Source organism: Oceanobacillus caeni (assembly GCF_019037185.1).
Classification (GTDB): Bacteria; Bacillota; Bacilli; order Bacillales; family Amphibacillaceae; genus Oceanobacillus; species Oceanobacillus caeni.
This window is the reverse complement of the sequence record NZ_JAHHXM010000001.1, coordinates 1-14,882: the sequence shown is the minus strand read 5'-3', so window position 1 is coordinate 14,882 and position 14,882 is coordinate 1. Positions and strand designations below refer to the sequence as shown.

Annotated in this window: 13 protein-coding genes; 8 read left to right on the top strand and 5 right to left on the bottom strand. The window is 35.3% G+C overall.

Going from position 1 to position 14,882, the window contains the following annotated elements:
* Window positions 1-223 precede the first annotated feature (223 nt).
* Window positions 224-682, top strand: a complete 459-nt coding sequence (locus KM885_RS00065) for a flavodoxin (protein WP_047184780.1) — start codon at window positions 224-226, stop codon at window positions 680-682.
* Window positions 683-726: 44 nt separating this feature from the next.
* Here the strand turns inward: KM885_RS00065 and KM885_RS00060 are convergent, their stop codons facing one another.
* A complete protein-coding gene (locus tag KM885_RS00060) occupies window positions 727-2,049 on the bottom strand; it encodes a short-chain fatty acid transporter (RefSeq protein ID WP_047184779.1) in 1,323 nt (440 codons plus the stop codon).
* 279 nt (window positions 2,050-2,328) lie between these two features.
* Between KM885_RS00060 and KM885_RS00055 the strand changes: the two genes are divergently transcribed.
* The 3 genes from KM885_RS00055 (at window position 2,329) to KM885_RS00045 (ending at window position 6,202) form a co-directional block, all read left to right on the top strand.
* Window positions 2,329-4,332, top strand: coding sequence for a chemotaxis protein CheA (locus KM885_RS00055; protein WP_216883368.1), 2,004 nt, complete (start codon window positions 2,329-2,331; stop codon window positions 4,330-4,332).
* Between the two features lie 19 nt (window positions 4,333-4,351).
* Window positions 4,352-4,810, top strand: a complete 459-nt coding sequence (locus tag KM885_RS00050; RefSeq protein WP_047184777.1) for a chemotaxis protein CheW — start codon at window positions 4,352-4,354, stop codon at window positions 4,808-4,810.
* 657 nt (window positions 4,811-5,467) lie between these two features.
* A complete protein-coding gene (locus KM885_RS00045; protein ID WP_047184776.1) occupies window positions 5,468-6,202 on the top strand; it encodes a Cof-type HAD-IIB family hydrolase in 735 nt (244 codons plus the stop codon).
* A 121-nt stretch (window positions 6,203-6,323) separates the two neighbouring features.
* Here the strand turns inward: KM885_RS00045 and KM885_RS00040 are convergent, their stop codons facing one another.
* Window positions 6,324-7,331 carry a YeiH family protein gene (locus tag KM885_RS00040; protein ID WP_216883367.1) on the bottom strand — a complete coding sequence of 336 codons (1,008 nt, stop codon included), beginning with the start codon at window positions 7,329-7,331 and terminating at the stop codon, window positions 6,324-6,326.
* A 119-nt stretch (window positions 7,332-7,450) separates the two neighbouring features.
* Between KM885_RS00040 and KM885_RS00035 the strand changes: the two genes are divergently transcribed.
* The 4 genes from KM885_RS00035 to KM885_RS00020 all read left to right on the top strand — a co-directional run bounded on the left by KM885_RS00035 (window position 7,451) and on the right by KM885_RS00020 (window position 10,690).
* The gene (locus KM885_RS00035; RefSeq protein ID WP_047184774.1) at window positions 7,451-8,326 is read left to right on the top strand and encodes a LysR family transcriptional regulator; all 876 of its coding nucleotides are present in this window, start codon (window positions 7,451-7,453) and stop codon (window positions 8,324-8,326) included.
* A gap of 90 nt (window positions 8,327-8,416) precedes the next feature.
* On the top strand, window positions 8,417-8,599 hold the full coding sequence (locus tag KM885_RS00030) for a cold-shock protein (protein WP_047184773.1): 183 nt from the start codon (window positions 8,417-8,419) through the stop codon (window positions 8,597-8,599).
* Between the two features lie 429 nt (window positions 8,600-9,028).
* Entirely contained in the window at window positions 9,029-10,066 is a 1,038-nt protein-coding gene (locus KM885_RS00025; protein WP_047184772.1) for a hypothetical protein, read from the top strand.
* A gap of 168 nt (window positions 10,067-10,234) precedes the next feature.
* On the top strand, window positions 10,235-10,690 hold the full coding sequence (locus KM885_RS00020) for an IDEAL domain-containing protein (protein WP_047184771.1): 456 nt from the start codon (window positions 10,235-10,237) through the stop codon (window positions 10,688-10,690).
* A 34-nt stretch (window positions 10,691-10,724) separates the two neighbouring features.
* On the opposite strand, the gene KM885_RS00015 is transcribed toward KM885_RS00020, so the two are convergent.
* From KM885_RS00015 to KM885_RS00005, 3 genes are all read right to left on the bottom strand, one after another.
* The gene (locus KM885_RS00015; protein ID WP_216883366.1) at window positions 10,725-12,731 is read right to left on the bottom strand and encodes a penicillin-binding transpeptidase domain-containing protein; all 2,007 of its coding nucleotides are present in this window, start codon (window positions 12,729-12,731) and stop codon (window positions 10,725-10,727) included.
* Window positions 12,732-12,832: 101 nt separating this feature from the next.
* Window positions 12,833-13,771 carry an LCP family glycopolymer transferase gene (locus KM885_RS00010; protein WP_216883365.1) on the bottom strand — a complete coding sequence of 313 codons (939 nt, stop codon included), beginning with the start codon at window positions 13,769-13,771 and terminating at the stop codon, window positions 12,833-12,835.
* A gap of 214 nt (window positions 13,772-13,985) precedes the next feature.
* Window positions 13,986-14,582: a class D sortase gene (locus tag KM885_RS00005; RefSeq protein ID WP_216883364.1), complete on the bottom strand. Its 597-nt coding sequence runs from the start codon at window positions 14,580-14,582 to the stop codon at window positions 13,986-13,988.
* Window positions 14,583-14,882 lie beyond the last annotated feature (300 nt).

Genomic DNA, 14,882 nt, shown 5'->3' with positions numbered 1-14,882 from the left:
CCTCCTCAAGCTTCTAGGGAAACAAAGAAGGTAGGTGGGAGTCTTAGTGCCTGTAAAGGTCCGAGAAGTGCGACTAAACATCAATGGGGGATGAAGGAAATCTCCCATTGTTGGAAGTCTTCTTTATTATTAAAAGAGTCATCAATTTGTTAAAAATTATTTACGTTATATCTTGATATTGATAATCATTATCAATTAAACTAAATCTAAGGAGGAGACACTAATGAGTGATATTTTAGTTCTTTACGCTAGCGTAAGTGGAAATACGGAAATGATAGCTAGAATTATTATCGATTCCTTGAAGGAAAAGAATATAGAATTTGATGTAAAAGTATTTGATGAAGATCCAATAAAAGCAAAAGATATCTTAGAATATGACGCCATTTTAATGGGGGTATATACATGGACGGATGGTGAATTACCATTTGAAGTTGAGGATTTCTATGATGGTGTATCCGATCTAGATTTAACTGGAAAAGTTTGTGGGGTGTTCGGCTCAGGGGATCAGTTTTATGATCATTTTTGTGGAGCTGTGGACATCATGTATGAACAATTTGAAGAGGTTGGAGCAACGATGATTGCTCATAAGGTGAAAGTAGATATGGATCCTGAGGGGGAAGAAATTATGGAATGTCAACGCTTAGCGGAAGAATTTTGTGAATTGGTCGGTGAAATAGTATAAAGGATCCCGAGCCGAATTTGGCTCGAGAATCTCTTATTCTTTTTCTAAAATATCAACAATCCCAATGCGATAGGAATAAAGCTAAATAATAGAATCATGACACAAAATCCCATAATATCACGAACTTTCAAACCGGCAATGGCAAGTACAGGTAATGCCCAGAACGGCTGAATCATATTGGTCCACGCATCTCCCCAAGCCACAGCCATCGCTGTCTTCGCAATATCAGCATTAAGCAGAATTGCTGCATCTATCATAATTGGACCTTGTACTGCCCATTGTCCACCACCAGAGGGAATAAAGAAGTTGACAATACCGGCACTAATAAAGGTAAAGAATGGTAAAGTATAGTCTGATGAAAAGCTAACAAACCAATTAGAAATCATATGAGAGAGTCCGGAACCAATCATCATTCCCATAATCCCCGCATAAAACGGAAATTGAATAATGATTCCACCAGCATTTTTAATACCTTCTGTAACAGTATCAAGGAATCTTTTCGGAGTACGGTGGAAAAGAATTCCTAAAAATAAGAATGTAAAATTCACAATATTAATGTTTAGGTCAAGCTCATTCCATACAAAATGATAAAAAATAAATACCAATCCCATCATTCCGATAACGAGGGATACGAGTTGGCTATTTTCTAATTTTTCGGCTGGTGTATCGGGAACGAAGTCATCTTCTTTTTCATCTTCCTCAGGTATGTTTAAATTAGAAAACTTTGTTTGAGCACCTATGTTAGAACTTTTTAAAAGAAATCGATTAAAAATAGGTAAGGTAATTAACATTGTGATCACAACGAAAATATTGAAGGGACTAAATATGGTTTCTGCAACGGGGATTAATTGTATTTTATCTTCTAAAAAGTGGCCGGGAGTTGCTATTGTAAGTGGAATGGATCCAGAAAAACCGCCATGCCATACTAACATCCCGCTGTAAGCACTTGCGATTAGAATGCGGTAATCAACAGCAGGAACACGTCTCGCAACGTGAATGGCAAAAAGTGCTCCAACAACAAGTCCAAATCCATAGTTGATTAAACAAGCAATAATGGCAACAAACGTAACTAAAAAGACTGCTTGTGGAGGTGTTTTTGCTAGAGAACTAAGTTTCGTTAATAGTTTCTTCACAATGGGTGTACTAGCTAAAATATAACCAGTTACAACAACTAAAGACATCTGCATTGCAAAAGCAAGCAAATCCCAAAAACCTGTTCCCCAGTGTTCTACCATTTGGACCGGTCCACTATCCGTAAAGATAATACCTAGAATAAACACGACAAAAGTTAAAATGATAGCAAAAAGAAAGGCATCTGGTAAATAACGCTGAACCATTCGATCAAAGAACGATGTTAAAGCTTTCATCGTTATACACTCCTCCTTTTTGGACTGATAGCGATTTCATAAAAGAGTATATGCAAAATAAAAAATAAATAGCCCATTTTATTTGGACAATATTAACTTACATAAGAAATAATATGAAAATGGCTTCATATATGAAGAAAATTTTCCGATATAGTAAGATAGAACTAGAAAATTATATTCTTCTTGATTTGTACGTAAATCATGTCGATATTAGAATAAAGAACGTTAACAATGTTAGGTGAAAAAACGATATACATATAGCAGAAAGAAGGAAACGGAATGGAGACAGATCAGTATTTAGATATGTTTTTGGACGAAAGTCGTGAACATTTGCAAACAGTTAATGATCATATTTTAGAATTAGAAAAGCAGCCAGACAACATAGATTTAGTAAATGAAATTTTCCGCTCCGCTCATACATTAAAAGGAATGGCAGCGACTATGGGGTTTGAAGATATTGCTTCTTTAACGCATAAGATGGAAAACGTATTAGACGGAATAAGAAACTATAAATTAAATGTTACAACAGAAGTTATCGATGTTATTTTCGTTGCCATTGAATATTTGGAAAATATGGTGGATTCCATTGCCGCTGGAAATGATGGAAAAAAGGACGTTACAGATCTAGTGGCTCGTTTGGATATGATTGAAAAAGGAAAGTCTATAAAAAATGAGGGTGTCCAAGAGGTTGCTGCTACATTAGAAGCGGGGACGCCCACCGAATTACAATTAGATCAGTTTCAATTAGAGATTGTTCAACAAGCAAAGGAACTAGGAATCAATGCTTATCAACTAACAGTCTCTTTAGAAGACGAATGCATTTTAAAAGGTGCACGTGCTTATATGGTTTTCGATGTTATGGAAAAGAACGGTGACATCATTAAGACAAACCCTGCCATTGAAGATATAGAAGAAGGAAACTTTGACGATTCATTTTCCTTCGTCTATGTATCTAGTGAACCTCCCGAAAATATACAGGAACAGGTTTCAAAAGTTTCTGAGGTTAAAAATGTTGAGATTGTTCGTTTTGTAGTGGATAATAACTCTTCTCAACAGCAAAAACAAACAGAAGAAAAGGTAGAAAAAAAAGGTAAAAAAGTAGCTGATGAAAAGTCAGAAGTTACTCACCATACATCTAAAACTATCCGTGTGAATCTTGAACGAATTGATGATTTATTAAATATTTTTGAAGAAGTAATTATTGATCGTGGACGTTTAGAAGTTATTTCAGAGGTATTTGATAATCAAGAGTTGACAGATACAGTTGAACACCTGGGGCGAGTGACTTCAGAAATGCAAAATTTAATTTTGTCCATGCGTATGGTTCCGATTGAACAAGTATTTAATCGATTCCCAAGAATGATTCGTGGGCTTGCTAAAGAACTGAATAAGAAAATAAATTTGGAAATAATCGGATCAGAAACGGAATTAGACCGAACTGTTATTGATGAAATTGGTGATCCGTTAGTTCATTTAATCCGTAATTCGATAGATCATGGAATTGAACTACCGGAAGTAAGAGCGCAAGCGGGAAAATCAGAAGAAGGCCATTTAATATTAAGAGCGTATCATAGTGGGAACCATGTCTTTATCGAAATAGAAGACGATGGCGCGGGAATTAATCGTGAAAAAGTACAAATGAAAGCAATTGAAAAAGGATTAATATTAGCAGAAGAGGCTGAATTATTATCCGATGATGAAATTGCAAACTTTATCCTTTCATCAGGATTTAGTACGGCCGACCAAATATCGGATATTTCTGGTCGTGGTGTCGGTTTAGATGTTGTAAAAAGCAAGATGGAAGCATTAGGTGGGGAAATAAGTATTAAAACGGAAAAAGGGAAAGGAAGTATTTTCTCTATTCAATTACCGTTAACCCTTTCTATTATTGCTACTTTACTTGTAAAGGTGAAACATGAAACATATGCAATCCCTCTATCTTCTATTATTGAAACAGTCTTATTACAAGATGAACAAATTTTAAGTGCACACGGCAGAAAAGTGATGGACTTTCGAGGACAAGTGGTTCCACTTGTTTCTTTATCTGAAGTTTTCGAGGTTCCAATACGAGAGGAAAAGAATGAAAAATACCATGCTGTAGTTGTCGTGAAGAAAGGTGAGAAATTAACTGGGCTAATTGTCGATTCTTTTATAGGTCAAAAAGAAGTCGTATTAAAATCACTCGGCTCCTACTTAAAAGATGTATTTGCCATTTCAGGCGCAACCATTTTAGGTGATGGCGAAGTAGCATTAATTATTGATCCAAATGCTTTGATTAAATGATGAAAAATGAGGTGATTAAATGGATGAGATGACAAAATATATTATATTTAAACTTCAAAATCAATCATTCGGAGTGGATGTTCAACAAATTATTTCCATTGAGCGGATTCAAGAAATAACCGAAGTACCAAGGACATCCGAGTTTATTAAAGGTGTTACGCATATAAGGGGAGAGACTACCCCAGTAGTTGACCTGCGGGAAAGACTACTAATGGAGCAAAAGGATTATACAGACAGTAGTAGAATCTTAGTCGTACAAATAAAAGACATGCAAATCGGCCTAATCGTTGATGCGGCAACAGAAGTAAAAGATATTAACCAAGAATTAATTAAACCCGCACCTTCCTATGTAGGTGGTGTAAAAGATACATTTGTCAGTGGTGTAGCAAATTTAGAAGACGGTCTGTTAATTATTCTAGATTTAGAAACGATAATCAACCTTGAGGAAACAAATGAGCTTCAAGAAGTAATCGATTAAAGCATGAATAAAAGGTAGTTTGATAAAGGTTAGGAACCTATATCAAATTACTCTTTTTGTTATTGGGAAAGTATAGAAGTTCTACCAAAATACGTGCATCTAAGGCATTCGCGAAAGCTTTTGGGGCATTACCTAGTTTTTTAGCAGAGAAGAAAGTATAAAAATTTAGCTTATTAAATCTTTTCATAGGGAAGGCCGCGTCCAGCTCCAGCGCCCAGCGACTAGCGAGACTTCCTTCACCTCCGTACGATAAGTCAACATCGACTCACTCCGTTCGTCGTGTTTCCTTTATCTCCTGCGGCTCAGTCCAGTCCGTACGTCGCTAAACGGGCGCTTGCGCTTTTGTTTAATGGTATTTCATCAACAATATGACATTAAAAATATTAATCGATATTAATAGACAAAATTCAACAGTAAAAAGATTCATATTTCCCAGGAAATGCTTATGTTAGGCCAACACGATTATAAAGGATATAAAGGATCGTCGTATGTATCATATCTAACATGGATAAAAGTAGTAAACAACTCATAGAAGATGAACTACCCAACCATCGTTAATGTTTTTGGTGATAAATGGTTTTCTTATCTTTTTAGCACAACCTTTGATAAAATGGAAAACAGAAACAAATTCGCAAGAGCATCGGGAGGAATGTTGTTATGGATAGTAATATAAAATTAATTGCATTAGATATGGACGGGACATTATTGACATCCAATCAAGAGGTTTCCGATAGAACGAAAAAGGCAATTTCTGAAGCATTAGCAAAAGATGTACATGTTGTTTTAAGTACAGGACGTGCATTAAAAACAGCCTATCGATATGCGGAAGAATTAAAATTACAGTCTTATCTTATAACTGCAAATGGTGGACAAATTTATACGGTAGATAAAGAGTTACTCGATCAACATACATTGGAAACAGAGATGGTAGATAGAATGTGGAACATTGGGAAGGAAATCGGGGTCCACATGTGGCTTATATCTACTGATGACGTGTTCTATGGGGAAGCTCCTGATAATTTACATGATCATGAATGGTTAAAATTTGGCTGTCAATCGGACGATAAAGAGAAGCTAGATAAAATGGTGAAGGAATTATCCTATTACAATAACTTAGAACTCACGAACTCACTACCAACTAATATAGAAGTAAATCCAAAAGGGGTAAGTAAAGCAAATGCTCTTCGTTTTTTATGTGAAAGAATTGGAATTACGATGGACGAAGTAATGGCATGTGGGGACAGTTTAAATGACATTAAAATGATTCAAGAAGCTAAAATTGGTGTAGCAATGGGGAATGCTCAAGAAGCAATTAAAAAGGTAGCAAATCATATTACCGATACGAATGATCATGATGGAGTTGCTAAAGCAATCGAAAAGTTTGTATTGTAATAAGAACAAAGGCGCTGGAGCCGGACGTGGCCTATTCTGAATAATTTTCGACATGCAACAAATTTTATAACTTTCTAAACCATGAAAAAGGCTTGCGTAAGTGCAAGTCTTTTTCTCAATATTAAATTCCTGCAACCCAATACATCAAAATGGAAACAAGAACCGAGGTTATTAACATAGCATAAAAAGGTTTTAATGCTTTTGCTTTCAAATCTTTTAAACTTACATTTAATCCTAGCCCTACCATCGCTGAAGTCAAAATAAACGTAGTAGCGATACTTATAAAACTCATTACCGATTGCGTTACTGGGATATATACTCCTAATACATAACTACCTAATAAACTCATAGCAATAAATCCTAGTAAGAACCATGGAAATGGCACTTTTGTCGGTTCGTTTACGGAACGATTTTGCCGTCTTTTCCAAAAAATGATGACAAAGCATAATGGAACGAGTAAAAATACACGACCTAGTTTTGCCAATAAAGCGATAGCTAAGGCATCTTCCCCGGCTGGTTCTACCGCTAAAGCGACATTAGCAAGTTCGTGCAAGCTAAGTCCTGACCAAATTCCGTATTGAACATCTGAAATAGGCAGAAATGGCAAAAGCAAGGCATAAACAATGGAAAAAACAGTTCCTACTAATGCAATGATTCCCACACTAATTGCGGTATCTTCATCTTTTGGTTTAAGGATTGGAGCTACAGCTGCGATGGCCGCTGCACCGCAAACCCCCGTACCGATACCTAAAAGAAGAGAGATTTTTGAGTCAGCTTTTAATAATTTCGCCAATAATACAGTGACAAGAATAGCAAAGATTATTGTGAGTGCTCCCTTTAATACTAATCCAAGACCATCATGAAAAATTACATCCATATTTAGTTTAAGACCATATAAAATAATCGCAAAACGTAATAAATATTTAGATGAAAATTGTATTCCCGGACGAAAAAACTCTGGGTATCCCCAAATTTGCCTATAAACAATGGCAAGAATGATGGAAACAGCAAGGGGACCAACACGATTAAATATAGGTAGAAGAGCAAGTAAATAACCGATGAAAGCAAATAAAAATGTAAATCCAATTCCTAAGATAAATTTCTTCTTACCTGAAGCTTCATTCATCATTTTTATCTATCCTTTCAACTCCGCTTGCTTTTATTGTAAATTATATTTTATTATAAGGAAAATAAATTATAATGATGGTGATAATAAGTCTTCTTTATTGTATCCATAGGAGGAGTAAAATGGACCAACATCTCATCGTATTCATAGAAGTAGCGGAACGAAAGAATTTCACTCGAGCTGCGGAAGCACTTCACATGACCCAACCTGCTATCAGTCAGTATATAGCCGCATTTGAAAAGGAGATAGGAGTAAAGTTAATTGAAAGAACGAATAAATCAGTAGAATTAAATAAAGCCGGGGAAATGGTTTATCTTTATGCGAAATCCATTGTGAAAGAATATGAGCATATGAAATCACTTATCTCTGATATGAAAAGCGAGCCAGGCGGGGAATTACAAATAGGTGCTAGTTATACGATAGGGGAATATCTTTTACCCAAATTATTAGCAAAACTTCAAGAACAGTATCCTTCTATTATCCCTTATATAACAATAGGGAATACAGAAGATATTGGGTCAAAACTACTACAACGTGACATTGATATTGGTTTAATCGAGGGGGATTTTTTTCATAAACAGATTCATATTGAATCTTTTGCTACAGACGTGATGTACCTTATTGGAAGTAGCGAAGAATTTATTTCTGAACAAAAGATCACACATAAAGAACTTGAAAATCAAACGTGGATCATTCGTGAAGAGGGTTCTGGTACTCGTAGAATGCTTGAGGAGTTTTTGAAATTTAATAAAATAAATCCCAAACGGGTAATAACACTAGGAAGTACACAAACGATTAAGGAAGGAGTAGAATCTGGTTTAGGTATTAGTTTACTTTCTCAACTTACATTTCAAAAGGAATTAGAGTTACATCGGATTGTTAAACTTTCTACCTCAGGAACACCAATAAAGCGGAATTTTTCTATCATTAAATATGATCAAGTTTTTCAACCAAAGACATTACAAGTATTTCAGGAGATAGTTAAGGAATTCGCTTAAACACGTGCTTTATATCACATTTTTAGTGCCCTTTATTTGTCAGATAATAAAGTGTATAATGAAAGTAGGAACAAGAAAGGGGATGCTTTCATGGCTTTTTCACGTGGACCGAAAGAACCGGTTCCAGAGGTGGAAACAAATGTATGGTCATGCACTAGTGAGGAATGTCAAGGATGGATGCGAGAGTCATTTAGCTTTCAAACCGAGCCAGAATGTCCACTATGTCATTCCAATATGGAGCTAGAAGTACGTGTACTTCCCGAAATAAAGTAAGTATCTCCATCATTAAATATAGAAACAGAATAAAAGTTTTATCCAACCTAAATGAGCAGTAAGACTCTTACCTCAAGCTTCTGAAGAAACAAAGAAGGTAGGTATCAACTGTTTGTAAAGGTCCGATAAGTAAGACTAACCATCAGTGGGAGATGAAGGAAACCCCCACTGACGGAAGTCTTCTTTATTATGTTTTTCTTAGAAACCTTGGTTAAGGATACCGGGGTTTTTCTTTTTTAGCAGGTAGGAAAGCATAAAAATCTTTTCCGTCTGGGGCTCCGATTACTCGCCCCACCGTAAAGATTTGCATAAGTGCAACTAAGGCATTCGCTAAAGCCTAGCGAATGCCAAGTTTTCTAATGGGCTAAATTCACATATAGCCCATAAATATCATATTTTATTATAAACATAAATAAAGGATGTGTCTTTTTGAAGAAATATTACGTGACTGGAAATACTGCAAAAGGTTTAGTCAATTACATCTCTTCGAATCTTCAAAACATAAAACAAACCATTATTCTTAAGCATCCATCTGATTCTTTGAAAACAAGTTTAATTCAACAAGTTATAGATTCTTATCAGTCTAACTACGAAATCGAAGTGTTATTAAGTGCACTTAGTTCTAAGTATTTAGATGGTGTTATCATTAGAGAAAAATCACTTGCTGTTATTTGTGACCGAGTGGCAAAAAACAATAAAATACCTAATGCAGTCGAAATTGATTGTAGCTTATTTACAAAAGATAAACCAGCCATTAATACAGAATTAAAGGAAAAAATCATTCATCATACAGAAAAGGCATACAAAAATTTTAGAACAGGATTATCCATACATGATGATTTAGAAGCAATTTATATTAATGAGATGGATTTTGACCGTGCGAATGAACTTGCACAAGAATTTATTCAACGGATTATGAAGAATCAGGAGAAACAAAACCGTAAATCAACAACATATCACCGATTATTTGGAACGAACACTGCCGATGGCGTCGTGAATGAAGTACCACATATTACCGAACGAATGAAAAAGGTTTATTATATTAAAGGTCGGGCGGGAACAGGTAAGTCTACTTTTATGCGTAAAGTTGTAAAATCATGTAAAGAATATGGATTCGATATAGAGGTATATCATTGTAGTTTCGATCCAGGAAGTATGGATATGGTTTTAGTTCCGGAACTTGAATTTTGTATGTTTGACAGTACCGATCCACATGAATTTTTCCCTACACGAGAGGGGGAAGAAATCATTGACCTTTATGAAGAAGCAGTAAAGCCCGGAACTGATGAAAAATATGAAGAACAAATAACTAAAGTTCATAATCATTATAAATCTTTTATGAAACAAGGTGTTAAAGAATTAAAGAAAGCTGGAGAATATCGTGAGAAATATGAAAGCCAGTTTATTTTTACGGAAGAAGATAAGAATGCGATAGTTGAATGTATAAATCAACAAGTGATCCAATAAGAAAAGGGAGGCAGCACTCAATAGAGTACTGTCTTTTTTTCATAAGTAAACCAATCGACAAAATTTTCTAAAAAATTTCACTTGATATATTTGAAAATCTGATGTAAAATGAGTTAACAGAAAATTTAGATAGGGTCTATCGAAAAATTTGGGAGGTTGGTGAGTTGGATGGTTAGTGTAAAAATGCTTAAGCCTTATTATATTAAAACGGATAAAGAGTATGTACGTATCGTTTTAGCATATCAATATTTTTCAGTAGTAATTAATGAAAAAGATTATCAATTTATCCCTATCGAAGCAAATGAGTTCCGTATTAACCGACGAACTCAGAAGGTGGAAAATGTGGATGCTAAATTCGCATTTCAAAATGGGAAAGAGGTAGTATACTTAACTCTCGCAAAATTAATTACTCTCCCAGATTTCTTACAGCAACTTCATTCTATAGCAAGTTCTTATTATATAAAAGATGATGAGGAAAATAACGAAGGCGATATTCAGGAAGATGGTTTTGAAAGCGTAATCATTATTGAAGAACTAGAGAAAATGAATGTAAGAAGGTTAATTGACAAAGCCTTAGACGAAAGAAATGAACAAGCATTTAACGAACTTATAAAGTATCTTTAATAATATTTAAAAAAGCTACTCAAGAGAGTAGCTTTTAACGTTTCATGTTTATAAGAAGATTACTTACTTTTTTTACAGGACTTTCCGTTTTAGATTCATGGCTATTTTCCACCATCATGGCAATTAAGATATCTTGAGAGTCTGTAGGGTATGCGACAAACCATTGATTTTCTGCACCTTTTTCCTCTTGTGTATGTTTTAACTCTGCTGTTCCAGTTTTACCTGAAATCGTAACTTTATCGTTGTTTGCTTCTTTAGCGGTTCCATCTGTTACAACAGCTCTAAGTGCATCTTGGATAGTACTTGCTTGTTCCTTCGTAATGAGACCTTTCTTCCAGAACTGCCCTGTCTCTTCATCAGAGAAAAATGTAGGTTTTAGCATATTTCCATCATTCAAGAAAGTTGTATAAGCTGTAGCAAGGTGAATAGCTGTCATTTGAATTTGCCCTTGACCGTAACTTGAGTCAGCGAGCATTACTTCATTATCGATTTCCCCACTTTTTGAAATAGTCGAAGCAGTTACTGGATAAGTTAATGGAAAATCTTCGCCAATCCCAAAGTTATGAAGGCCTTTTGTGAATTTATCTTTACCCATTTCTAATGCCTGCATGGCAAAATAAATATTATCAGAGCGAACTAATGCATCTTTTAAATCAACTGGACCATTGGAAGTGGAAACACGAGTAACTTTATAATCTCCCCAAGATTCCTTGCCCCACTGTAAGCCATTGATTTCAAATCCTTCGTTAGGCTTAATGACTCCGTTTTCTAATCCAATTGCTGCCGTAATAGGCTTGAATGCAGAACCTGGAGCAAACGTAGAAACAATTCGATTGATTAAAGGTAATTGTTCATCTTTATCTAAAGCTTCCATATAGCCTTCAGTTGTGCCATACATCACCTTATTCGGATCGAAACTAGGGCTACTCACAAGTGCCAGTGTTTCACCCGTTTTAGGATCAATAGCCGCAGCTGTACCCGCATCTTCTCCGTATGAATCATATAATTCTTCTTGTAAGTTAATATCTAGAGTGAGAGTAAGATTTTTGCCATTTTCAACTTCTTTTTCAGCTAAAACAACTTTTTCATTGTTTTCTTTTTCAATATAAATAGTAGCACCAGGCTCGCCTTTTAATTGTTCTTCATATAGTCTTTCTAAACCCCTAGCGCCAATCATGTCGTCGGCAGCATATTTACTTTCATCAAATTCCTCAAAATCTTCGGCACGAACTGTTCTTAAATAACCGGTTAGATGAGCAGTGGATTCACCACCTGGATAAACTCGTCCATTTACAGTATTAATTTGAACGCCACTAATTTGTAATAATTGATTTTTTACTTTTTCATTATCTTTTGTGATTTTCGCAATCGGTACTGCCCATTCTGGCTGTACCCAGCTTTGATTTAATTTCCCATCAATACTTTCAACCGATACACCTAGAAGTTTTGCAATGTCTTTTTTCGCTTGGTCAGCCGATTCTCCTAATTTATCAGGAATAACACTGACTTCATAAATATCATCATTCAGAGCTAGAGGCATTTGATTTCTGTCTAAAATTTCTCCCCGTTTTGGTTCAGTTGTCGTATATTTAATTTCTCCACCATTTTTCAAATCTGGAAAAATAAAACCAGGATCCCAGTCCACAAACCAATTTCGATTTTCACCTTCACCTTCAAGCTTTAATGTAGCTTTATAATTAAATTGGATTGGCCCTCCAATCGTATTCATTTCAACACGGAAGGGGATTTTAGCAACTCCTTTGTCCATTGCAGCATCTAAATCATCATCTTTGATTGGACTAAAGGTAACCTTTAAATCGGTTACGTTAAGATCGTTATATAACTTTTCGTTACGTAGCACAGATTCTTCTGCTGAGAAAGTAGATTTTGCTTCCGAAGTAAACATATCATACAACTTTTCATACTTTTGTTCATTCCAGTCACTAACGAACGAATCGAAACGTTCATTCGGAGTGACGCGATCATCGGAACAAGCAACAAGCAAGATAAGAATAAATAACATAAATATTCTTTTTCTCATTATGTGACCCCCCATAAATTTCTTTTAACATTATAACACTAAACCGTTTTCTTCTAAATGAAAAGCCACGCTGTCTCGCAACAGGTGACTTTAAAGATGACTTATTTTGCTTCCATGTGGTTAGTTATTTCAGTATTTATCCGATTAAACTCTGATTCAGGTACAACGTAGTAATATACTCCGTTCATTTTTTGGCCATTACCTTTGATTTGTAGGGTTTCAATATTTTTTCTTGTACCTAAATAATTTGAGAATAGGTTTTGAATTTTTTTCATATCCAAATCGGTTTGAACATTGGACCCAACTATTCCTAAAATATCCCCAAATTTAGTAATGCTCGAAAAGTCTGCTGCTTCATCAATTGCAGCTGCAATAACTTGTCTTTGGCGATCATTACGTCCAAAGTCTCCACGTGGATCGTTTTTTCTCATTCTGGTATATTCAAGTGCTTTTTTTCCATCTAAGTGAATTTCTCCTTCTGGGAAACTATACCCACCTTGATTAAAAGCAAATGTATTATTAACAGTTACACCGCCTATTGCATCTATACCTTCTATGAAACCTTCCATATTGATACGACCATACACATGAATCGGTATATCAAATGTTTCTTCCACCGTTTGTACGGATAACTCAGGTCCACCGAATGCATAAGCATGATTTATTTTATCCATACCACGACCGGGAATGTTCACATAAGTGTCTCTTGGTATACTTAACATTTCCATTGAGTTCGTATTCGGATTTAATGATAATAGAATCATCGTATCTGAACGCCCTCTGTCACCAGCACGTTCGTCCACACCAAGTAGTAGTGCATTTATACTTTCTTTTTGTTTAAATCGACCTTCTGTTTCTTTGTAACGGTCATCATTTCCTTCTAAAGGATTGTGCATCGTTTCTACTGTATTTCCAAGTTGATTCCACACATAAAATCCAAAACCAACAACTGCGAGTATGAAGGCAAGGATGATTCCTCCTACCCAATAGAGCCATTTTCTTTTCTTATTATTTTTACGATTATTTTTTCTAGAATCCACTCGAATTCTCCTCTGATTGTTTATTTTTGTGAACTAAGAAATTTCAATAAATCAGCTGATTAAAGCCTGTCCCTGGGAAGGCCACGTCCACAAAATCCTGTATAAATTATAACCGAATTGTCGAAACTCGTCTACGAAATTTTGACTTTCCTTTAGATTATGTGGGAAAGCATTAATTATAAATGAAAAAATAACCAGTAAAAAAAGGAACAACTTACTTGTCCCCATTTCCAACTGGTAACGCAGTGATAATATAACGATCAGGAGCGCTTCCTATAAAGTTAAAAGGATAACATGTAGTAACGGTTAAAATTTCTTTCCCTTGTGGTTTAATAATCGTTCGGTCATCTGCACCCACTATTTTAGTATCTACAATTTCATAGGAAAATTCACCATAAGGAAGTTTTACAGTCAATATATCCCCAAGCTCTAACTCTCCCATTCGTTTAAATACCGTATCGCGATGACCTGATAATACAATTTGTTCTCCTTGTGTCGGATAAGCCGACCCTTTATAATGACCAACACCTTTTTCCAAATCATCCTCATCTGTTCCTTCGACTATAGGAAGATTGGATTCCAGTTTTGGGATATGTAGGATTCCAGCTGTTTCCCCCATTGATGGTGAAAAATGAGAACCATCGATTTTAACTTCGTCTTCCGATTGAATTTCTTCGGTGGAGTCGTTAATTAAATCCTTCGCTTCTGCCAAACTATTTTTCTGTGCAGTTTCTGTAGTATACCATTGATAACAACCAATACCGAGAAAGACAATTCCTGCAGTGATTAATAACATAGAAAAAATGCGCATAAGTTCATACTCCTCATTAGTACTACTTTTCATTATATATAGGATTTGAAAAACATGGAAGATGTGAAGTTAACTACATATTTGTTCTTTATAGTGATATTTTATACGGGAGTTTGACACCCTAAAATAAAAAAAACGCGCAAAAGCCTTGGTACGGCTTTATTTTTTTGTCAAATTTTTCATAATTTTATTGCGTAACATTTCGTAATATACTATAATTAAGGTAACATTAGCTGCTTTGGGGGTAATTTTATGCGTATTAAAGTGAGTCGTTCTAAAAATTCCAAGTCTTATTTTGTA